Consider the following 20,287-nt stretch of genomic DNA (forward strand, 5'->3'; position numbering starts at 1 on the left):
AGTCCTGTGTCCCGCATCCCGATCGGTATCGTGCTCAACGGCGTCACCGGCCGCATGGGGTACCGCCAGCATCTGGTCCGCTCGCTGCTCGCGATCCGCGAAGAGGGTGGCCTGCCGTCCCGCGACGGCTCGCTGATCTGGCCGGAGCTCGTCCTGGTCGGGCGCAACGCCGACAAGCTGGAGCAGCTGGCCCAGCGGCACGGCCTGACCGAGTGGACGACCGACCTCGACGCCGCGCTGGCCCGCCCCGACGTGCAGATCTACTTCGACGCGCAGGTGACCCAGCAGCGGGAGAAGGCGATCCGCGCCGCCATCGACGCCGGCAAGCACGTCTACACCGAGAAGCCACTGGCGGAGGACACCGACGCCGCCGTCGCGCTGTGCCGCGCCGCGCGGGCCGCCGGCATCAAGCACGGCGTCGTGCAGGACAAGCTGTTCCTGCCGGGCCTGCGCAAGCTGAAGCGCCTCATCGACGGCGGCTTCTTCGGCCGGATCCTGTCGGTGCGCGGCGAGTTCGGCTACTGGGTCTTCGAGGGCGACTGGCAGGCCGCGCAGCGCCCGTCGTGGAACTACCGCGCCGCCGACGGCGGGGGCATCGTGGTGGACATGTTCCCGCACTGGCAGTACGTGCTGGAGCAGCTCTTCGCCCCGATCCGCTCCGTGCAGGCGACCATCGCAACCCACATCCCGACCCGGGTGGACGAGGTCGGCCAGGAGTATGAGGCGACCGCCGACGACGCGGCCTACGGCACGTTCGAGCTGGAGGGCGGCATCGTCGCGCAGATCAACTCCTCGTGGGCGGTCCGCGTCCGCCGCGACGAGCTGGTCGAGTTCCAGGTCGACGGCACGCACGGCAGTGCCGTCGCGGGGCTGCGCGAGTGCCACGTCCAGCACCGCGGCACCACCCCGAAGCCGGTGTGGAACCCGGACCTGCCGGTCACCGAGCCGTTCCGCGCGCAGTGGCAGTCCGTGCCGGACAACGAGCCGTTCGACAACGGCTTCAAGGCGCAGTGGGAGCTGTTCCTGCGGCACGTCGTCGACGGCCCGGAGAACGGCGCGGCGTTCCCGTGGGACTTCGCCGCCGGCGCCCGCGGCGTCCAGCTCGCCGAGCTCGGCCTCCAGTCCGCCCGCGAGGGCCGCCGCCTCGACATCCCGGCCCTCGACCTGTGAGCACCCGGCAGCTCGAACGGTTCTCGCTGAACCAGGCCACCACCAAGCGCTGGCCCGTCGACGAGACGATCGCCGGCTGCGTCAAGCAGGGAGTGACGCAGATCGGGCTGTGGCGCGACCAGGTGGACACGTTCGGCCTCGAACGGACCGCCGCCCTGGTCCGCGCCGCCGGCATGCGCGTCACGACCCTGTGCCGCGGCGGCTTCTTCACCACGCCGGGCTGGTTCGACGACAACCGCCGCGCGATCGACGAGGCCGCGGTCCTCGGCGCGCCGGTGCTGGTCCTGGTCAGCGGCGGTCTCCCCGACGGCAGCCGCGATCTGGACGCGGCCCGCCGGAGCGTCGGCGACGCGATCGGTGAGCTGGTCCCGCATGCGGTCGCGGCAGGTGTACGACTGGCGATCGAGCCTCTGCACCCGATGTTCGCCTCGGACCGCTGCGTCGTGTCCACCCTGTCGAACGCCCTGGACCTCGCGTCGCCGTTCCCCGCCGCGGCGGTGGGGGTGGCCGTCGACACCTACCACCTGTGGTGGGACGACCAGGTCTGGACCCAGCTGGCCAGGGCGGGCGCCGAGTCGCGCATCGCGTGTTTCCAGGTCGCCGACTGGATCACGCCGCTGCCGGAGGGCGTGCTGCTCGGCCGCGGCCTGCCGGGCACCGGCTGCGTCGAGCTGCGCCGGTTCCGCGAGGCGGTGGACGCCACCGGGTACACCGGCCCGATCGAGGTCGAGGTCTTCCACGACACCGTGTGGTCGCGCCCCGGCGCCGACGTGCTGGCCGAGTCGATCGAGGGTTACCTCACGCACGTGCTGTGACCACCCGCGCGGGGCGGCGTCCGGGTTCTCCCGGCGTCGCCCCGGCCGTGTGTCGCCCCCGGGCTGTGCGCTGTCCGGGCTGTGCGCTGTCCGGGCTGTGCGCTGTCCGGGCCGGGTCAGCCGCGGTTGCCCTCGGCGGCCGGCGGGTCCGAGACCGGGTCGGAGGTCGGCGGCGTGGTGGTGGGCGGCGTCGTCGGCGGCGTGGTGGTCGGGTCGGTCGTCGGGTCCGGCGTCGGCGTCGTCACCGTCGTCGTGGGCACGGCGGTCGACGTGGCCGACACGACCCCGGACGCGGTCGGGGGCACCAGTGGGCCGTTGGTCGGGTTGCCCCCGCCGGCCGTGGCGCCCGGGTTGGGCCGCTGCACGGCGGTCACCTGCGGGTTCGGCGCCGGCGACAGGTTGGTGCCGACCTGGTCGCCGGTGGTGCTGCCGCGGTGCGTGCCGGAGTCGGACTTGCCGCCCATCATGTCGGTCGTGGTCTCCGCGGCGGCGAAGACGAGCGCCAGCGCCATCGGCACCGCGATCGCCATCGACGTCACCCGGCGGCGCGACATCTGGGTCGTGCCCCGCAGCCAGCGCTTCTGCGTCGGCAGCGGCGCGACGTCGAGGTCGTCCACGGCGAGGCCGAGCAGCAGCTGCCGTGCGTCGGGCCGGTCCAGCGGGTCGCGGCTGAGCGCGGCCGCGACGAGGTCCCGCACCGGGTCGGGGATGCCGTTGAGGTCGGGCTCGCCCTCGAGGATCTTCCAGGCGCGGGCCGCGGCCTCTTCGCCACCGTACGGGTGGCGCCCCGTCGCCGCGAACGCGACCAGGCAGCCCCAGCCGAAGATGTCCATGGCGGCCGACGGCTCCTCGGCGCGCAGCTGCTCGGGGGAAGCCCAGCCGAGGCTGCCGACGATGTTGCCGGTGCCGGTGATGTCGCTCGCGGCGTCCATCGCGCGGGCGATGCCGAAGTCGATGATCCGGACACCACCGAGCGTGACCATGAGGTTGCTCGGCTTCAGGTCGCGGTGGACCAGGCCGACGTTGTGGATCGCGGCGAGCGCGGCCGCGACGCCGAGCGCCACGCTGTGCAGCATCGCCGGGTCGAGCGGGCCGTCGTCGGCGACGAGCCGCGACAGCGGGATGCCCTCGAGGTACTCGGTGACCAGGTACGGCCGGTCCTCGTGCATGCCGGAGTCGAGCACGCGGGCGGTGCAGAAGCCGGGGACCCGCTGGGCGGCCCGGACCTCGCCGGCGAACCGCACCCGGAACCTCGGGTCGCGCGCGAGGTGCGCGTGCACCAGCTTCACCGCGACGCGGGAGCCGTCGGAGGACTGCGCCAGGTAGACGGTGCCCATGCCACCGACGCCCAGCTGACCGATCAGCCGGTAGTCGTCGATGCGGATCGGGTCGTTGGCCGTGAGGTCGCCGATGGTGGCACGGCGTGCCGGGGCGGCCGAGCGCAGCGGCAGGTCCGGCGTGCCGGACTCACCGGCGCCGTCGTGCGTGCCAGCCTCGGTCATCGGGGTCCTTCCAGCCACTCGGCACAGGTTCCATGCAGTCTGGTCCGTCCACCGCGAGATGAAAAGACCACCCTGGATGCAACCCTCGTGCCCGTTCGGGCAGATTTCGCCCATGCGGCATCCGCGCATGGTGCCTCGACATTAGTCGAGATCCGCGCGGACGTCCGCGCCGGAGGTCACACCTTCGACCCCCAGCGTTCAACGAATGACGCCCGATGAGATGACGCGGCCCGCGCTGAGATCAGCGTGGTCGCTCCAGGTGAGCGATCATTCCACGCAGCGCAGTCGTGACGACCGCGAGCTGGGCCGGCTCCAGGTACGACAGAGCGAACACCTCCGCGCTCTGCGACTCCGGCAGCAGCTCGCGGATGAGGCGCTGGCCCTTGCGGGTCAGCTGCAGCACCACGAGCCTGCCGTCGTCGGGATGCGGGCTGCGGCGCACCAGCCCACGGCCGGACAGCGTGTCGACGACGCCGGTCAGCGTCGCCTTGGAGATGCCCGCCTGCTCGGCGACGTGCCTGGTCTCCATCCTGCGCGCGGCCCACACGGTGCGCAGGACCACGAACCCCGTCCACGTCAGCTGCCGCGGACGCAGCACCACCTGCTCGACGTGCTGCCTGACGGCGTTGGCCGCCCGGTGCAGGTGCAGCACGGTCTCCGTCGCCGTCGAGTCAGCGGCGACGTCCTGCGTAGCGGTCACCTGTCGTCACGCAACCGCTCATGTCTCGACACGACACCTCGCATGCCCATGTGGGCGGCCCCCCTCCGGTCCCCATAGAACACACAGAATATCGAAAACATAGCGGTTCCGTTGCCCCGTCATCACCCACAGCAATTCCATGAACGCGAAACGTAGACCGTCTTCGTGCTGTTTGCCCGCTTTGTCGTCACAATTTATCGGCTATCAGATGAATTGAAACTTCTGAAGTGCCCGACTGTACCGATCCAGGCGTCCATCGACGACACTGGAACCATGCGGGTCGCACTGCTGGCCGTCACGACGCTGCTCGGCCTCACCGTGAGCGGCGGGGCGGCCGCGTGCGGCGGGCCCGCCGAGCCTACGCAGCAGCACCAGACCGCCTCGCCGTGGCAGCGCCTGCCGGACGCGCCGTCGGAGCGCACCGAGGTCGCCGCCGCCGTCACCGGCGCGAAGATCGTGGTCGCCGGCGGGTACCAGCGCGACGGCGGCAGCGTCAGCACCGTCGAGATCTACGACACCGCCGCCCGCGCCTGGACGGCCGGCCCGCCGCTGCCGCTCGCCGTCAACCACGCGATGGCCGCCGCGGCCGGAGGGGCCGTCTACGTGTTCGGCGGGTTCCTCGCCGACGGCACCCCGAGCGCCGCGGCGTTCCGCCTGCCCGCCGGCGCGCAGCGCTGGGAGTCGGTCGCGGACCTGCCGGAGGCGCGCGGCGCCGGCGCCAGTGCCGCACTGGGCACGTCGATCTTCGTGGCCGGCGGGATCGGCCCCGGCAAGGACCTCCTGGCCGCGTCGATGCTCGTGTACGACACCGTGGCCGACCGGTGGCGCTCCGCACCCGGACCGCCCACACCGCGTGAGCACCTCGGCGGCGCGGCCGCGGGCGGCCGGTTCTACACCGTCGGCGGCCGCGTCGGCGGGCAGCTCCGGGCGGCCGTCGAGTCCTTCGACCCGGCCACCGGCGCGTGGACGAAGCGCCCCGACCTGCCGACCGCGCGCGGCGGCCTGGCCGCGACCGGCACCTGCCACGGCTGGGTCATCGCCGCCGGCGGCGAGGGCAAGGAGACGTTTCCGCAGGTCGAGCTCTACGACCCGGCCGCCGACCGGTGGCGCGCCCTGCCGCCGATGCCCAACCCGCGGCACGGCCTGGCGGTGGTGACCGTCGGCAGCACGCTGTTCACGCTGCCGGGCGGCCCGAAGCCGGGCCTCTTCGTCGCCGCCACCACCGAGTCCCTCGACCTGGACCCCTGCTGACCGCGCTCCCTCGGCCGGCGCCGACGGGCCTCGCCGCGGTCGGAGGCTGTTCGGTCCCGGTCGCGGGTGTCGCTGATCAGTCCTGGTCGCGGTGGCCGCGCCGCAGCAGCCGGTTGCGCTGCCAGATCAGGAACGCGAACAACGCGATCAACAGCATGATCACGCACAGGAACTTGGCCATCGCGACAGCGTACGGCGGCCCCCGCCCTCACCCTGCCTCCGGCTCCCTGCTTCCGGCCACCGTCCTTCGGCCTGCGTCCTTGGCGCCGGTGTGCGTCCCTGCTCGGGCAGGGGTGATTCAGCGTCCGTGGCCGGCCAGATCTCCGGCCCGGGTGGTGTCCTGACCCCTGCGCCTGGCCAGGTGGGCGAACGTGACCGCGTCCTCGACGGCGGCACCGCCCGGGTCGTTGTTGAAGTAGACGTACGAGTCCGCGCAGGAGTCCGCCAGGCGGCCGGCCCAGGTGTCGAGGGCGGACCGGCCGTACCGTGGCCACGGCGCCGCTCGGCCCTCGTGCAGCCGCAGGTAGCACCAGCCGCCGGTCGTCCACAGCGGGGTCACCGGCCGGCTGTGGCGGTCCGCCCAGCACAGCGCCGCCCCGCGGGCGTCGAGGACCTGCCGCACCTCGTCCACCCACCAGGTCTCGTGCCGCGGCTCGACCGCCACCCGTACGCCGGCCGGAAACGCGGCCAGCGTCGCGTCCAGCGCCGCCACGTCGAGCCTCATCGTCGGCGGCAGCTGTAGGAGCACCGGGCCGAGCTTGCCACCGAGCCCGCCGGCCCGGTCCATGAGCCGCCGCACCGGCTCCTCCGGGTCGCGCAGCCGGCGTACGTGCGTCAGGTACCGGCTGGCCTTCACCGCGACCACGAAGTCGTCCGGTGTCCGCTCCCGCCACGCCTCGAACGTCGACCGCTCGGGCAGCCGGTAGAACGCGTTGTTGACCTCCACCGTGCCGAACGTGGTCGCGTAGTGCTCCAGCCAGCACCGTTGCGGCAGGTCGGCCGGGTACAAGCGGCCCTTCCAGTCGCGGTACTGCCAGCCCGACGTGCCGATGAGCATCATGCCGACCGGTTACCCAGAAACCCGGGGCACTGTCGCCTACGTGTACGTACGTCGGTCGCCCGGCCGACTACGTATGTCGCCCGGAGGCGTTTAGGTAAGTGTTACCGATGTTGCGCGGACCTTACCGCGCGAGGATGGTGTCACAACGATCCAGAGGAGCCCGCAGTGAACGTCCACCCGATCCTTCTGACCGAGCTCGTCCGCCAGCGCCAGCTGCACATGCTCGACGAGGCCAAACACTGGTCAAGCCGAGTGAAGCTCCGCCGGAGAGCGGACCGCTCCGGCACCGCGGCCTGACCGGCCCGCACCGCCGTAACCCAGCAGCCCCGGACCTCGGCGTCCCGGCCACCCAATCCCTCCGGGTGGCGCGGACGTCGACCGGTCCGGGGCTGCCGTGCGTCCACCACCCCCGGCGGCGGACCTGAGCCATGAACTTCTTCCTCATGCGTAGCAGGTGACTACGTGCGTCCGGCCCGGCTAGGTATCGCGGCGGCGCCCAAGATACGTAACAGGTACAGATGGAAACGGCTCCTTACACGACCAGGATGGAGACATCACCGAGCCAAGGAGTCGGCCATGATGCACCCAGTGTTCCTCTTCGTCCAGGTCCAGCACCGTCAGGAGAGCCTGCTCGGCCTGGGCCGGCGCCGGCGGCTGGCCGGTGAGGACGACCGGCCGTGGTGGCGCAGGTCGCGTGCGTCACAGCCGACGCACAGGCCGCCCGCCGGTAGGCTGGTTGCGTGCGGGCCAGCCGTAGCGGAGTGAGCCAGGTGATGGTCGGCCGCGACGACGAGCTGCGCAGGTTGCGCCGGCTTCTCGACGGGTCCGAGCCTTCCATCGCCATGCTCGGCGGCGAGCCGGGCATCGGCAAGAGCCGTCTGGTGCAGGAGCTGATCACGGGATTGCCCGAGACGGTGCCGGTGCTCGACGGGCAGGCCGATCCCGGCACGCTCAGCCGGCCGTTCGAGGTGCTGCTCGACGCGATCGACAGCGGCCACCGCTCGGCCGGGCTCGACCCGGAGCTGCTCGTGACGGTCACCGACGCGTCGCGGTCCATGATCGACCGGATTCAGGCCGGGCTGGAGATCGTGCGGCAGCTGACGACGTCGGGACCGTCTGTGGTGGTGTTCGAGGACCTGCACTGGGCCGACTCGGAGAGCGTGGCGCTGTTCGAGCGGATCGCGGACCTGCCCGGCACCAGGCTGCTCGTCGGCACGTACCGGCCCGACGAGGTCACCCGCCGGCACCCGCTCGCCGACCTGCTGACCCGCCTCGAACGGCGGTACATGGTGACCAACGTGCGGCTGGAGCGGCTCAACCTCGCCGAGACGTCGCAGTTCCTCAAGTCCGTCACCGGGCGGCCTCCGGCGTACAGGACCGCGCTGTCGCTGCACAACCGCACCGGCGGCAACCCGTTCTTCCTCGAAGAGCTGATCAAGGCCAACGGCGACGAGGACCTCGACACGCTGTGTGACCGGCCGCTGCCGTGGAACGTCGCGGAGGCCCTGCGCAGGCAGCTCGACGACCTCGACCCGACCGAGAAGCGGATCGTCGAGGCCGCCGCCGTGCTCGGCCGCAAGGTGCCGTTCGACCTGCTCGCGGCCGTGACGAGCCACAGCGAGCCGGAGCTCATCGACGCCCTGCGCGACCTGGTGCGGCGCGGGCTGATGGTGGAGACCGGCGACGACGAGTTCAGCTTCCGGCACGCGCTGACCCGGGAGGCGCTCGCCGACGAGCTGCTCGCCCGGCAGCGCCGCCGCCTGCACGAGCTGGCCCTGGAGACGCTGCTGTCGACCGGCAGCAAGGACTACGCCCTGGTGGCGCACCACGCCCGGGGCGCCGGCCGCTACCTCGACATGGTCGAGGCCGCCCGGCGCGGGCTCTCCAAGTACCTGGCGATGGGCTCGCCCTACCAGGCGCTGCAGCTGGCCGAGATGGGCCTCGACGAGCTGCCCGACGACGTGGAGCTGCTGTCGTGCGGCGCCCGCGCCGCCTGGCTCGCCGGGCTCCTCGACGACGCGCAGCAGCTCGGCCGGCGCTGGCTCGCCGCGGCCGGCACCGGCGACGAGCGCGCCGACGCGCTGCGCCTGCTCGTGCGGCTCAGCTGGGAGGTCGGCAGCAGCGGCAGCATGCAGGAGCGCGCCGAGGAGCTGCGGGCCGAGATCGAGCACCTCGGCGACGGGCCGTCGAAGGCGTACGCATACGCGGCGATCGCGCAGGCGTACATGCTGATGGACAACACCGAGTGCGCCATCGAATGGGCCGACAAGGCGATCGGCCTCGGCGAGCGGCTCGGGCTGCCCGGCGTCTGGCTCGCCGGCAAGGTCGAGAAGGGCTCCGCGCTGGTCAACTTCGCCGCCGGCGTCGACGACGGCATCAAGCTGCTCAACGAGGCGGCCCAGGAAGCGGAGCAGGCGGGGGAGTGGCTGCTCGCCGCGCGGTCGCTCAACAACCTGTACAGCCTCCTGCCCGGCGGCCCCGCCGACTGGGCCGCGGCGCTGGAGCGCATGCGCACCTTCGCGGAGCGGGCCGGCTTCGACTCCCTCGCCGTCGCCGCGTACTTCCAGGGCCGCGCCCGGCTCGCCGTGCAGGAGGGCAACCTCGGCGGCGCCCTCGCCGAGCTGGAGTCCGCCCGCCGCCGCGACCGCGGCCTGCTGCGCACCCGCAACGGCATCGACTACCACGGCGTCTTCTTCGCCGGCCTGCTCCTGGAGGCCGGCGAGCTCGACCGCGCCGACGCCGTCATCCGCGGCATGGTCGAGGCCACCGACACGTACACGATGCTGACCCAGACGTCGGTGCCCGGCCTGCAGTTCCACCTGACGGCCCGCCGCGGCCAGACCGAACAGGCCCGCGAGCTGCTCCGCGCGGTCCTCGACGCCGTCCGCGCCACCGGCGTCACCGGCCGCGACTTCGCCCACGACCTCATCTCCGCCGGCCTCGTCGGTGGCCTCGCCGTCGACGAGCTGCGCCCGGTCGCCGCCGCCATCGACGACCCGTTCTTCGACGACGCGTGGCGTTGGCTCGCCGACGCCCAGATCGCCGAGGCCGCGGGCGACCACAAGGCCGCGCTCGCCGGGTACCGCCGCGCCGTCGCCGAGCCGTCCATGCTCCTGCCCGCCACCAAAGGCTCCGGGCACGTCGGCGCCGCCCGCTGCCTGCTCGCCCTCGGCGACCTCGAAGCCGCCCGCCAGCACGTCCGCGTCGCCGAGCCCCTCCTGGCCCGCTGGTCCGGCTGGCGCGTCGCGGAGCTCTCCGCCCTCCGCGGCCGGCTGGGCCTCGCCGCCCCCGTCGCCGGCGACCAGGCGCTGACACCCCGCGAGCGCGAGGTCGCGGTGCTGCTCGCGGAAGGCCTGACCAACGCCGAGCTCGCCCGCCGCCTCTACATCTCCCCCCGCACCGCCGCCGTGCACGTCTCCAACATCTTGAGCAAGCTCAACCTGGAGTCCCGCACGCAGATCGCCGCCTGGGTCCGCGCCGGCAGCTGACTCCTGCCTCGTCCTGCCGCCGGCGTACGCCGCCCGCCCATCTCCGTTCTCCGCGCCGCAGCTGTTCTTTGCAGGTTGATCGCGCGACGTCTATCCGTGCTGCTGAAGCTGGGCGGCTGGGCGCCGTATGGTGGGCGGGTGCTGGTCGTCACGAACGAGCTCGCCGGCCGGACCGAGGCCGAGGCGGTCGAATCCGTCCTCGGCGTCCTGCGCGAAACCGGCGACGTCGAGACCATGACCTGCGGCCATGCGGGCGACGTCGACAGAATCCTCGACGCCCGGCGCGGCCGGCGGCTGGTGGTCGTCGGAGGCGACGGTTCGCTGCACACGATGGTCGGCGCCCTGCTGCGCCGCGGCGAGGCCGCCACCTGCGAGGTCGCCCTCATCCCCCTCGGCACCGGCAACGACTTCGCCCGCGGCGTCGGCATCCCCGTCGACGACCTGCACGCCGCCGCCCGGATCGCCGCCGCCGGCATCGCCGGCCCGATCGACCTGATCGTCGCCGACGGCGACGGCGTCGTCATCAACGCGGTCCACGTCGGCGCCGGCGCCGAGGCGGCCCTGAAGGCCCGCCCCCTCAAGAAGCATCTGAAGATCGCCGCGTTCCCGATCGGCGCGGTCCTCGCCGGGTTCACCGCCAGCGGCTGGCGCCTGCGCGTCACCGTCGACGGCACGGTGGTGTCCCGCGGCCGCCGCCGCGTCCTGATGGCAGGCCTGTCCAACGCGCCGACCATCGCCGGCGGCACCGGCGAGCTGGCCCCCGACGCGGACCCGACGGACGGCCTGGCCGACATCACGGTGTCGTTCGCCGTCGGCCCGCTCGCCCGGGTCGGCTACGCCCTCGCCCTGCGCAAGGGCCGCCACCCGGGCCGCGACGACGTCATCCACCGCCGCGGCCGCGACATCCACATCGAAGGCGACCCGTTCCACGTCAACGCCGACGGCGAGCTCACCGGCCCCTTCCGAAGCCGCCGCTGGACGGTCGCCCAGGGCGCCTGGCTCCTCGTCCGCTGACCGCCGGCCCTTCGAGAGGTGGACGACCGAGTCGTGGGTACCGCTCGACCCGGTCGTCCACCAAGCCGCCGGAGCGGTCAGGCCAGGCCGGCCAGGCGCAGCAACAGGCCCTTCACCTCCGTCGCGTCGACCGAGTCCAGGGACAGCGACGGGTCGCCGCACATCCAGACCGGGCCGTCTTCGACGGTTGAGGGGAGGAGGCCGTGGGAGCCCTTGACCGCCTTGGCGCCGGCGTCGAGGCCGACCACGTTCATCATGTACCGCAGCCCCAGCTTCTTGCGGGCCAGTGCGACCCCCGCACGGGCCTTCGCCGCGCCGGGGGCGGCGGGGTCGAAGAGGAGCTCGGCCGGGTCGTACCCGGGCTTGCGGTGGATCTCGACGAGCTGGGCGAAGTCGGGGCGGCGGGCGTCGTCGAGCCAGTAGTAGTACGTGAACCAAGCGTCGGGCTCGGCGAGCAGGACCAGCTCGCCGGCGCGCTCGTGGTCGAGCCCGGTCCGTGCCTTGCCGGCGGCGTCGAGGACCTCACCGACGCCGGGCAGGGCCGCGCACAACTTCTGCACCGCCGGCAGGTCCGCCTCGTCGCGCACGTAGACGTGGGCGATCTGGTGGTCGGCGACGGCGAACGCCCGCGAGGTCCACGGGTCCAGGTACTCCATGCCGTCCTGGGTGTAGACGTTGAGCAGGCCCTCGGCGCGCAGGAGGCGGTTGACGTCGACGGGCCGGCTGGCCTCGGTGATGCCGTACTCGGACAGGACGACGACGGTCACGTCCCGGGCTGCCGCGGCGGCCAGCAGGGGAGCGACGACGTTGTCCAGCGCCGTGGCGGCCGCGGCGGCCTCCGGCGAGGACGGGCCGAAGCGCTGCAGGTCGTAGTCGAGGTGCGGCAGGTACACCAGGGTCAGGTCCGGCGACTTCTCGACCATGATCTGCTCGGCCGCCCTGGCGATCCACTCCGAGGACGGGATGCCGGCGCCGGGACCCCAGTAGGTGAAGAGCGGGAACTCACCCAGCCGGGTGGTGAGCTCGTCGTGCAGCGCCGGCGGGTACGTGTAGCAGTCCGGCTCCTTGCGACCGTCGGAGTAGTAGATGGGGCGCGGGGTGACGGTCCAGTCGACGTCGGCGCCCATCGCGTACCACCAGCAGACGTTCGCGACCGTGTAGCCGGGTTCGGCCCGGCGGGCCGCGTGCCACAGCTTGTCGCCGCCGACGAGCGCGTTGTGCTGCCGCCACAGGAAGATCTCGCCGAGGTCGCGGAAGTACCAGCCGTTGCCGACGACACCGTGGTCGGAGGGCATCGCCCCGGTGAGGAACGTCGATTGCACCGAGCAGGTGACCGCGGGCAGGACCGGGCGCAGCGGCACGGCGGCGCCGACGGCGGACAGGTGCGGCATGTGCGGCAGCAGCCTGGGCGTCAGCCCGACCACGTCGAGGACCAGCAGGGGCTTGCTCATCGAGGCTCCAACGTTTTGAGACCGAGGTCGTGCAGGATGTCGCGGGCGTAGGCGAGCTCGGCGGCCATCCCCGCGGCGAGCTGCTCGGGGCCGGTGGGCCGCTGGGACTCCGGCAGCACGCCCCACGTGTAGGTCTCGACCTCGAGGTGGTCGCAGCCGGCGACCGGCCCGCCGAGCAGCGCCGCGAGGCCGGCCCGCAGCACGTCGGTGGTCGCCTGCAGCGGCGGCTCCGGCGAGGCGTGCAGCGGCACGTGGTAGTGCACCCGCCACGGGCCGCCGTCGCCGCTGGCGAGGGCCTCGTCGAGGTCGTCGAAGGACGCCGCGCAGCCACGGGAGCGGGTCTGGTGCATGAAGCGTGGCTCGACGTAGTCGGCGAGCGCGGGCACGGACGGGTCGTCGACCGCGAGCGCCGCCGACACCTGCACCTTCACGACCGGCAGGCCGGTCCGGGCGAGCCGCTGCACCGCGGTGACCGGGTCCTCCCATGCGCAGGCCAGGTGCGCGAGGTCCAGGCAGACCCCGAGGTACCTGGGGTCGATCCGGGCCAGGTGCACCGTCGCCTGGAGGGTGTTCTCGATGACGCACCCCGGCTCCGGCTCGAACGCGACCCGGATCGGCCGGTCCAGGAACGACAGCCCGTACGCGAGCTGGTCCAGGGCCCGCTGGACGGCGGCGACCTGCGGGCCGTCCCACGGGTCGCGCCAGCCGAGCGGCAGCGTCGAGATCGAGCCGCGCTCCGCGTCGTCGGGCAGCAGGTCGACGAGGACCCGGGCGAGGTCCATCGTGTACCGCAGCCGCCGCGGGTCGGCCCAGTCCGGCAGGTACACCGCCTTCTTCACCACCGGCGCCTGGAACGCCTCGTACGGGAACCCGTTCAGGGTCACCACCTCGAGCCCGCGGACGTCCAGCTCGTGGCGCAGCTGCCGGCGCAGCGAGGCGTCACCGGCGAGGGCGGCGGCCACCGGAGCGGCGAGCCACAGGCCGAGGCCGAGCACCGGCGTGTCGAGGCACGACCTGACCCGCGCCGCGTAGACATCGAGTTGCGTCAGGATCCCGGGCAGGTCCTCCGCGGGGTGGACGTTGGTCCCGTAGGCCAGGTGGACCACCTGGCCGTCGGGGTGCCGCAGCCGCATCACGACCCGCCGCGGAGGATCGAGTTCCCCTCGAAGGTGGCGTCGGCGGAAGCGAGGTCCGAGACGTCGAGGCGTTTGGACTGCCCGTAGAACTCGACCGGGTTGCGCCACAGCACCCGGTCGACGTCGTCGTCGCTGAACCCGGCGGCCAGCATCGCCTCGCCGGTCCGCAGCGTCAGCAGCGGGTCGGATCGGCCCCAGTCGGCCGCCGAGTTGACCAGGACCCGGTCCATGCCGTGCTCCTGCAGGATCGACACCATCCGCGACGGCGTCATCTTCGTGTCCGGGTAGATGGAGAACCCCATCCAGCAGCCGCTCTCGGCGACCCGCGCGACGGTGACCTCGTTGAGGTGGTCGACGACGACCCGGCCCGGGTCGATCCCCGACTCACGGACCACGGCGATGGTCCGGTCGGTGCCGCGGGCCTTGTCGCGGTGCGGGGTGTGCACCATCGCCGGCAGGTCGTGCTCGACAGCGAGGGCGAGCTGCGCGGCGAACACCTCGTCCTCCTCCGGCGTCATCGAGTCGTAGCCGATCTCGCCGACCGCGACGACGCCGTCCTTCTCCAGGTACCGCGGCAGCACCGACAGCACGTCCCGGCAGCGCGGGTCGTTGGCCTCCTTCGGGTTGAGCGCGATCGTGCAGTGGTGCCGGATGCCGAACTGCGAGGCCCGGAAGGGCTCCCACCCGACGAGGGAGTCGAAGTAGTCGGTGAACGAGCCGACGTTGGTGCGCGGCTGCCCGAGCCAGAACGCCGGCTCCACCAGCGCCCGGACGCCGGCGGCGGCCATCCGCTCGTAGTCGTCGGTGGTGCGGGACGTCATGTGGATGTGCGGGTCGAAGATGCGCATCACGAGACCTTTTCCTGGAGGCGGTGCAGCAGCGCGGTGGCGTCGTCGGCGACGGCGCGGCCGGCGGCGTGCCGCTCCTCGACGAGCCCCGCGAGCATGGTGGCGAGCTCCGCGTCGGCGCGGGTGTCGAGGTCGGCGACGTCGGCGAGGGGCAGGCCCATGAAGACGGCCTTCAGCACACCCTGCCGCCACGCGGCGGCGGGCAGGCACGCGGCGGCCGGCCCGAGCGCGGCGGAGACGAGCCTGGTGTCGTTGGTGCGCAACGCGTCGAGCAGGAGCCCCGGGAACGAGTCCTGCACCGGCAGCAGCGGCAGCGCCCGCAGCACCGCGCGCTTCTCGGCGGCGTCACCGAACCGGTAGAGCGGCTCCAGCTCGGTCTGCAAGGCGCTTTCGGGCAGCCGGGTCAACAGGAGGACCCGGGCGGCGTCGTCGACCGTCCATCCGGGCAGCCCGCCTGCGCCGTTCAGGGCCCACCGGCCGCAGCGGCGGCCCGCGGCGGGGAACAGCCGGCCGATCGCCGACGGCTGGCGGGCCACGGTCTCCAGGGCCGTGTCGAGCCACACCGTGTCCGTCAGCTCGGCGGTGAGGGAGTCGTACAGGTTCATGGCACCTCCTGGAATCGGTCCAGTGACTGCGCTTCGGCGGCGCGCAGGAAGGCGAGGGAGTCACGGGCCACCGCGGGCGCGGCATGGCTGTGGCGGGGGAGCTCGACGGCGACGAGGCCGCCGTAGTCGGTGTCGTTGAGGGCGCGCAGCACCGCCGGGAAGTCGACCTCGCCGGTGCCGAACTCGAGATGCTCGTGCACGCCGCGAACCATGTCGTCGATCTGCACGTTGACGAGCGACCCGGCGACCCGGCGCACGCAGTCCTCGGCGGAGATCGGCTCCAGGCAGCGGCAGTGGCCGATGTCGAGGGTCAGTCCGAAGTGGACGGGCGCGCCGAGGTCGGCCCGCAGCCGCTCCCAGTCGTCGATCGACTCGACCAGCATGCCCGGCTCGGGCTCGAAGCCGAGCATCATCTCCACGCCCTCGGCGGCGGCGAGGACCTCGGCGCTGCCGGTGACGAGCCGCCGCCACGCGAGGTCCGGCGCCACCCCGGGCGGGCGGACGCCGGCCCAGAAGCTGACCGCCTCCGCGCCGAGGTCCGAGCCGATCCGCACGGCCCGGCTCAGGAAGTCGATCCGCGCCTCGGGCTCGTCGTCCAGCAGCGTCGGCGCGTGCTTGTGCCACGGGTCGAGCAGGAACCGGGCACCGGTCTCGATGACGACACCGAGGCCGAGCTCGGTGAGGCGGTGGCCGAGCGCGCGGACGTGCCGCCAGAGGTTGGCGTCGTACGGGTCCAGATGATGGTGGTCGAGGGTCAGCGCCACGCCCGTGTAGCCGAGCCCGGCGATGACGGTCAACGCGTCGTCGAGCCGGTGGTTGCTGAAACCGTTGGTGCCGTACCCGAATCGGAGACTCATGTCGGCGACAGCCGCTTCGCGAGGTGCCGGCCGAGCGGCGCGGCGGCCGCGACGGCGATCCCGGCGAGGGGCGCGCCGGCCCGGGCGGTGAGCGCGCCCTGCAGCGTCGGCAGGTTCACGATGCCGGCGCCGACGGACGCGCGGATGTTGCCCGCCGTCGGCTTCTCCAGCGCCTTCAGCTGCGCCTCGCCGTAGCGTTTCGCGTACCAGCCCGACAGCGCGGCGGGAATCCAGGACCACCGGCCGACGGGTCGCGCCGGCAGCGCCGCCGCGGCGGCGACCGCGGCGGATCCGGCGAGCGTGGCCGCGGGCAACGCCGGCGTGGAGCCGTGGACCTCCGCTGTGGACAGTGCGGTCACGGTGTACGTGTGGGCGAAGACCGTCGCCGCGGGGTACACGGCGGAGCGCAGCCGCCCACCGCTCGCACCGAGCAGCACGTCGAGGGCGCGGCAGGCGGCCATCGCGGCGGGGCCGGCCGGGGTGTTCTTCAGCTTCAGGTCGTAGGCCCAGACCGCGCCGGCGAGCGGCACGGCCACGGCGAGGGCGCGGCGGCCGCCGGCGAGCCCGGCGAGGGCCACCCCGGCGGCGGTCAGTCCGGCGGCGACGCCGAACGCGGTCCCGGGGGTGATGCGCCCCGAGGGGATCGGCCGCTCGGGGCGTTCGGTGGCGTCCAGGTCCCGGTCGGCCCAGTCGTTGGCCGCCATGCCCGCCCAGTACAGCAGGACCGACGATCCGGCGAGGACCGGCGTGCGTGGCCCGAGCGTGCCCGCGGCGGCCGCGCCGGCGACGACGTCACCGGGCACGCTCAGCGCCGCGGGGGCGCGGACCAGCTCGGCCAGGGTCCGCCAGTCGGGTCGGGCGGGGTTCACAGCGACCGCACGAACGCGGCGAGGGCCTCGAACTGGGCGCCGAGGGCGTGGTCGACCTCGCCGAGCGGGTCCTTGAAGAAGAACGCCAGCTCGGTCAGCGGCCCGGCCCGGCCGGCGGCGTGGGCGGCCGCGGCGAGCCGGGCGAGGTCCAGGACGAGGGGCGCGGCGAGCGCGGAGTCGCAGCCGTGCCAGGTGAACTCCATCCGCATCGGCGTGCCGAGGAAGCCGGCGAACGTGATGAGGTCCCAGGCGGTCTTGAAGTCGCCGATGTCCGGCACGTACTCGATGCGGGTGTGGCCGTCGGGCTGGTACCCGAGGGTCTCGCTGAGCACGCGCTGCTTGCTGGCGGACTTGGCCGCGTTGGCGGCCGGCTCGGCGAGGGTCGCGCCGTCGCCGCCGCCCAGCAGGTTGGTGCCGGACCAGGACTTCACCCGCAGGTTGCGCATCGCGAACATCGGCGCCAGCACCGACTTGATCAGCGTCTCGCCGGTCTTGCCGTCGTGGCCCGCGTACACGACGTTGCGGGCCTGCGCCAGCTCGTGCAGCGCGGGCAGGCGGGCGCCCGTCGACGGGGTGAAGTCGACGAACGAGCAGCCGGCCTCGAACGCGGCGTACGCCATCAGCGAGCTCGGTGGCAGCGTGTCCAGCGCGTCGCGCAGCGAGTCCAGCGAGGCGTGCGCAGGGTGCGGCGTGACGGCGGCCTCGGTCGAGGCGACGTTGACGACCACCACGCGGGCCAGGTTGTGCCGCCGCTGGAAGTCCAGCAGGTCGGCGGTGACGGCGGCGGCGACCTCGGCCGCGGTGCCGTGCGGCAGCGGACGGATCTCCTCGTCCACCGCCGACAGCTCCGAGTGCAGCGTCGCGACCAGCCTGGCGGGCACGACCCCGGCCTCGGCCAGGGCCTCCGCCTTCTTCACCACGCAGATGGTGGCGATGTCGTGCCCGCCGAAGACGATTTCGCCGAACCCCGGCAGCGCGTCGCTGCGCAGCACGGGATGCTCGGTGACACAACCGATCGGCTCGGTGAGCCCGGCGCGCACTGCTGCGGCACCGACGATGCTGGTGACGGCGACAGAGCCGCGCGCGCCTACCAGCCACACACCCGTTTGCACCGGGCCCTCCAAAGGCGGTTGGAATTGTGTGACGATCTTGGGGGCGACATCGCCGATTGTCGCTGATTTGGCAGCGTAGAACGCGTGTCCGCCTTCCGCTAGTGGCAACCGAACTTTTATACAAACGAAAAAAACTTCGCACGTGTACGTGCAAAAGGCCGCCGGTCTCAACGCCGGGCGACGGCCCGCTCGACGGCCGTCCAGACCCCCGACGTGACCAGGTAGATCCCGGCCGCGACGGGTGTGATCACGGAAAACGCCACAGTCCCGAACGACAGCAGGCGGACCAGTACGGGCGAGCCTTCAGGCAACTGGCGCACGTTCCAGATGGCGATGGCGGTGAGCGCGGCGGCGATCAGCCATCCGGCGGCGATCGCCGGATGGTCGAGCAGCCGGGCGGTCAGGTCGGCGCCGAGCAGGGTGTGCCCGCGGACAGCGTCGCCGGTGAACTCGCGGTACAGCAGCCAGATGAACGGCGCCTGAGCCAGCATCGGCAGCAGGCCGGCGAGCGGCCCGGACCCCTCCGCCCGCATGAGCTCGGTGGTCTTCTCGGCGAGGACGACAGGATCCTTGCCGTGCCGCTCCCGCAGCTTCGCCAGCTGCGGCGCGAGCTTGGCCCGGACCTTCTCGGCGCGGTACGCGCGGAGACTCAGCGGCAGGAGCGCGGCCCGGACGGCGAGAGTGGCGATGACGATGGCGGCGGCGACGGACCCGGTGGAGGTGGCGAGCAGGGTGAGGACATGGTGCAGCACGGTGGGAGCCCTTCGGCTTGGACGCGCGCACGCACGCGCCGGCCGCCGCACGGGTCGTCGGCAGGGCAGGAGGGCGCGCGGGAGGTGGACGAACGGAGTCGGACTCGGAGTCGGACTACCGCTGTCCGGGCGCGCGTGGCCGGGGCCGGCCGGCCGCGTCGGGGTCCATGGCCCGGGTGGGCTGCGCCCGCCGGGACCGGGCCCGGGCGGGGACGGGCATCACCCGCCGCGCCGCCATGGGCGCGCCGGTGAGCAGTCGTGCCGCGAGGACGATCGCGAGCGCCGTGAGCACCGCCGTCGCCACGGCGACAGCGTCGGCCGGCGAGGTCACCGAGGACCACGCGGCGAGCAGAGTGGTCAGCGACCACGACACGCCCCGAGAATACGACACGGCACCACCCCCGCGCCGCCCTCGACGGTGCTGTCACACCCCCCGGTCACGCCGGCCGGGACCGCTCCGGCACGCCCGCCGGGACGGACACGTCACGATCGGTGTGGGGTGGACTGCGGAGCGCGAGATGTCGGAGATCGATTTTTCCAGCGTGTGTAGAGTGCCAGTAGAACTGCCGGGCACGCACCTCGCAGTGGCCTGATGCGTCCGACGTCGTCAGGCGGCGTGCATGGCGGGGACGGGGTGGAGGCGGCGGGTCGCCTTCTCGCGGTACATGCCGGCGTCGGCCGCGCGTAGCAGGGCGTCGAGGGTGGTGTCGGTGTCCGTCGCGGCGCCGATGCTTGCGGCGATGTGGACCGGCCGGCCGTCGATGGTGATCGGGTCGAGCAGCGCGGCGCGCAGCCTGGCCGCGACCTCGTCCGCCGCCGCGGCCGGGGTGTCCGGCAGCAGCACCACGAACTCGTCGCCGCCGAGGCGGGTGACCAGGTCGCCCTCGCGGGCGTGGGTGCGCAGGCGGGCGGCCACGATCCGCAGCAGCTCGTCGCCGGCCGCGTGGCCGAGGGTGTCGTTGACGGCCTTGAAGCCGTCGAGGTCCAGGACCAGCACCGACGCGGGGGTGCCGGGGGTGAGCGCGGTGCGGGTGTGCTCGTCGAGCAGGTTGCGGTTGCCCAGGCCGGTCAGCGGGTCGTGGAGTGCCAGGTGGCGCAGCTTCGCGCGGGCCTCGCCGAGCTGCCGGAGCTGGTTGCGGTGTCCCCGGGCCAGCAGGCCGGCGAGGACGGCGACGACCAGGTGCAGCGCGGGCGCCATCGTGACGAGGTCGGCGGGCATGGGCCGGCCGGCGATCTGGTCGGCCCAGACGTAGAGGGCGACCCCACCGGCGGCGGTCGCGAGCCAGGTCAGCAGGGCGCCGGCGAGCTGGCAGCGGAAGGCGCCGATGACGATGGAGATGACGAAGATCGGCCAGAGGCCGACGTCGGAGGCCCAGCGGCTGGTCGCCAGGACCGCGCCGACGCACGTGGCCGTGTCCAGCGCGACCAGCAGCGGGTTGAGCGTGCGGTACCGGGGGTGAGCGACGCTGCGCAGCGCGTACACGGCGACGAGGTTGGTGAGGATCAGCGGGAGCACCCAGATGGTCGTCAGGGGCGGCAGCGACATCACCGCGATGGACACGACGATCCACAGCACCGAGACCGACCGGCTGATCAGGCCGGCCCACTCGATGCTGCGCCGGACGCGGTGCAGGGGCAGATCCACGCTCTGACGTCG

The 20,287-nt window shown here is 73.2% G+C and carries 18 protein-coding genes; 5 read left to right on the top strand and 13 right to left on the bottom strand.

What is annotated here, in order from left to right:
• Positions 1–6 precede the first annotated feature (6 nt).
• Positions 7–1,170, top strand: a complete 1,164-nt coding sequence (locus tag ABZ321_RS47160) for a Gfo/Idh/MocA family oxidoreductase (RefSeq protein ID WP_344512852.1) — start codon at positions 7–9, stop codon at positions 1,168–1,170.
• On the top strand, positions 1,167–1,985 hold the full coding sequence (locus ABZ321_RS47165; RefSeq protein WP_344512853.1) for a sugar phosphate isomerase/epimerase family protein: 819 nt from the start codon (positions 1,167–1,169) through the stop codon (positions 1,983–1,985). Before ABZ321_RS47160 ends, ABZ321_RS47165 begins: the two co-directional genes overlap by 4 nt.
• Before the next feature lie 116 nt (positions 1,986–2,101).
• On the opposite strand, the gene ABZ321_RS47170 is transcribed toward ABZ321_RS47165, so the two are convergent.
• Both ABZ321_RS47170 and ABZ321_RS47175 read right to left on the bottom strand, forming a co-directional pair.
• Positions 2,102–3,487 (bottom strand): serine/threonine-protein kinase, encoded by a 1,386-nt coding sequence (locus ABZ321_RS47170; RefSeq protein WP_344512855.1) that lies wholly within the window; start codon positions 3,485–3,487, stop codon positions 2,102–2,104.
• 241 nt (positions 3,488–3,728) lie between these two features.
• Positions 3,729–4,187 (bottom strand): MarR family transcriptional regulator, encoded by a 459-nt coding sequence (locus ABZ321_RS47175; RefSeq protein WP_344512857.1) that lies wholly within the window; start codon positions 4,185–4,187, stop codon positions 3,729–3,731.
• 273 nt (positions 4,188–4,460) lie between these two features.
• On the opposite strand from ABZ321_RS47175, the gene ABZ321_RS47180 reads away from it, so the two are divergent.
• On the top strand, positions 4,461–5,438 hold the full coding sequence (locus tag ABZ321_RS47180; RefSeq protein WP_344512859.1) for a hypothetical protein: 978 nt from the start codon (positions 4,461–4,463) through the stop codon (positions 5,436–5,438).
• Positions 5,439–5,736: 298 nt separating this feature from the next.
• Here the strand turns inward: ABZ321_RS47180 and ABZ321_RS47185 are convergent, their stop codons facing one another.
• The gene (locus ABZ321_RS47185) at positions 5,737–6,498 is read right to left on the bottom strand and encodes a DUF72 domain-containing protein (RefSeq protein ID WP_354902915.1); all 762 of its coding nucleotides are present in this window, start codon (positions 6,496–6,498) and stop codon (positions 5,737–5,739) included.
• Positions 6,499–7,238: 740 nt separating this feature from the next.
• Here ABZ321_RS47185 and ABZ321_RS47190 point away from each other — a divergent pair.
• Both ABZ321_RS47190 and ABZ321_RS47195 read left to right on the top strand, forming a co-directional pair.
• Positions 7,239–9,986, top strand: a complete 2,748-nt coding sequence (locus tag ABZ321_RS47190) for an AAA family ATPase (protein WP_354902918.1) — start codon at positions 7,239–7,241, stop codon at positions 9,984–9,986.
• A 96-nt stretch (positions 9,987–10,082) separates the two neighbouring features.
• Entirely contained in the window at positions 10,083–11,000 is a 918-nt protein-coding gene (locus ABZ321_RS47195) for a diacylglycerol kinase family protein (protein ID WP_354902921.1), read from the top strand.
• Positions 11,001–11,077: 77 nt separating this feature from the next.
• On the opposite strand, the gene ABZ321_RS47200 is transcribed toward ABZ321_RS47195, so the two are convergent.
• The 10 genes from ABZ321_RS47200 to ABZ321_RS47245 form a co-directional block, all read right to left on the bottom strand.
• Positions 11,078–12,451 (bottom strand): nucleotide pyrophosphatase/phosphodiesterase family protein, encoded by a 1,374-nt coding sequence (locus ABZ321_RS47200; RefSeq protein WP_344512869.1) that lies wholly within the window; start codon positions 12,449–12,451, stop codon positions 11,078–11,080.
• Positions 12,448–13,584, bottom strand: coding sequence for a metabolite traffic protein EboE (gene eboE, locus ABZ321_RS47205; protein ID WP_344512962.1), 1,137 nt, complete (start codon positions 13,582–13,584; stop codon positions 12,448–12,450). Before eboE ends, ABZ321_RS47200 begins: the two co-directional genes overlap by 4 nt.
• The gene (locus ABZ321_RS47210) at positions 13,584–14,435 is read right to left on the bottom strand and encodes a TatD family hydrolase (RefSeq protein ID WP_344512871.1); all 852 of its coding nucleotides are present in this window, start codon (positions 14,433–14,435) and stop codon (positions 13,584–13,586) included. The genes eboE and ABZ321_RS47210 overlap by 1 nt, the downstream gene beginning before the upstream one ends.
• Entirely contained in the window at positions 14,435–15,040 is a 606-nt protein-coding gene (locus ABZ321_RS47215) for an EboA domain-containing protein (protein ID WP_344512873.1), read from the bottom strand. The genes ABZ321_RS47210 and ABZ321_RS47215 overlap by 1 nt, the downstream gene beginning before the upstream one ends.
• Complete coding sequence (locus ABZ321_RS47220) at positions 15,037–15,897, bottom strand: sugar phosphate isomerase/epimerase family protein (protein WP_354902927.1); 861 nt, start codon at positions 15,895–15,897, stop codon at positions 15,037–15,039. The genes ABZ321_RS47215 and ABZ321_RS47220 overlap by 4 nt, the downstream gene beginning before the upstream one ends.
• Positions 15,894–16,766 carry an SCO3242 family prenyltransferase gene (locus tag ABZ321_RS47225; RefSeq protein WP_344512877.1) on the bottom strand — a complete coding sequence of 291 codons (873 nt, stop codon included), beginning with the start codon at positions 16,764–16,766 and terminating at the stop codon, positions 15,894–15,896. Before ABZ321_RS47225 ends, ABZ321_RS47220 begins: the two co-directional genes overlap by 4 nt.
• Positions 16,763–17,878: an inositol-3-phosphate synthase gene (locus ABZ321_RS47230; RefSeq protein ID WP_354902929.1), complete on the bottom strand. Its 1,116-nt coding sequence runs from the start codon at positions 17,876–17,878 to the stop codon at positions 16,763–16,765. Before ABZ321_RS47230 ends, ABZ321_RS47225 begins: the two co-directional genes overlap by 4 nt.
• 167 nt (positions 17,879–18,045) lie before the next feature.
• Entirely contained in the window at positions 18,046–18,630 is a 585-nt protein-coding gene (gene yidC / locus ABZ321_RS47235; protein ID WP_344512881.1) for a membrane protein insertase YidC, read from the bottom strand.
• Between the two features lie 115 nt (positions 18,631–18,745).
• On the bottom strand, positions 18,746–19,003 hold the full coding sequence (locus ABZ321_RS47240; RefSeq protein WP_344512883.1) for a hypothetical protein: 258 nt from the start codon (positions 19,001–19,003) through the stop codon (positions 18,746–18,748).
• Between the two features lie 234 nt (positions 19,004–19,237).
• Positions 19,238–20,275 carry a GGDEF domain-containing protein gene (locus ABZ321_RS47245; RefSeq protein WP_344512885.1) on the bottom strand — a complete coding sequence of 346 codons (1,038 nt, stop codon included), beginning with the start codon at positions 20,273–20,275 and terminating at the stop codon, positions 19,238–19,240.
• Between the last annotated feature and the right edge of the window lie 12 nt (positions 20,276–20,287).

This window comes from Dactylosporangium sp. NPDC006015, assembly GCF_040614215.1.
Classification (GTDB): Bacteria; Actinomycetota; Actinomycetes; order Mycobacteriales; family Micromonosporaceae; genus Dactylosporangium; species Dactylosporangium maewongense.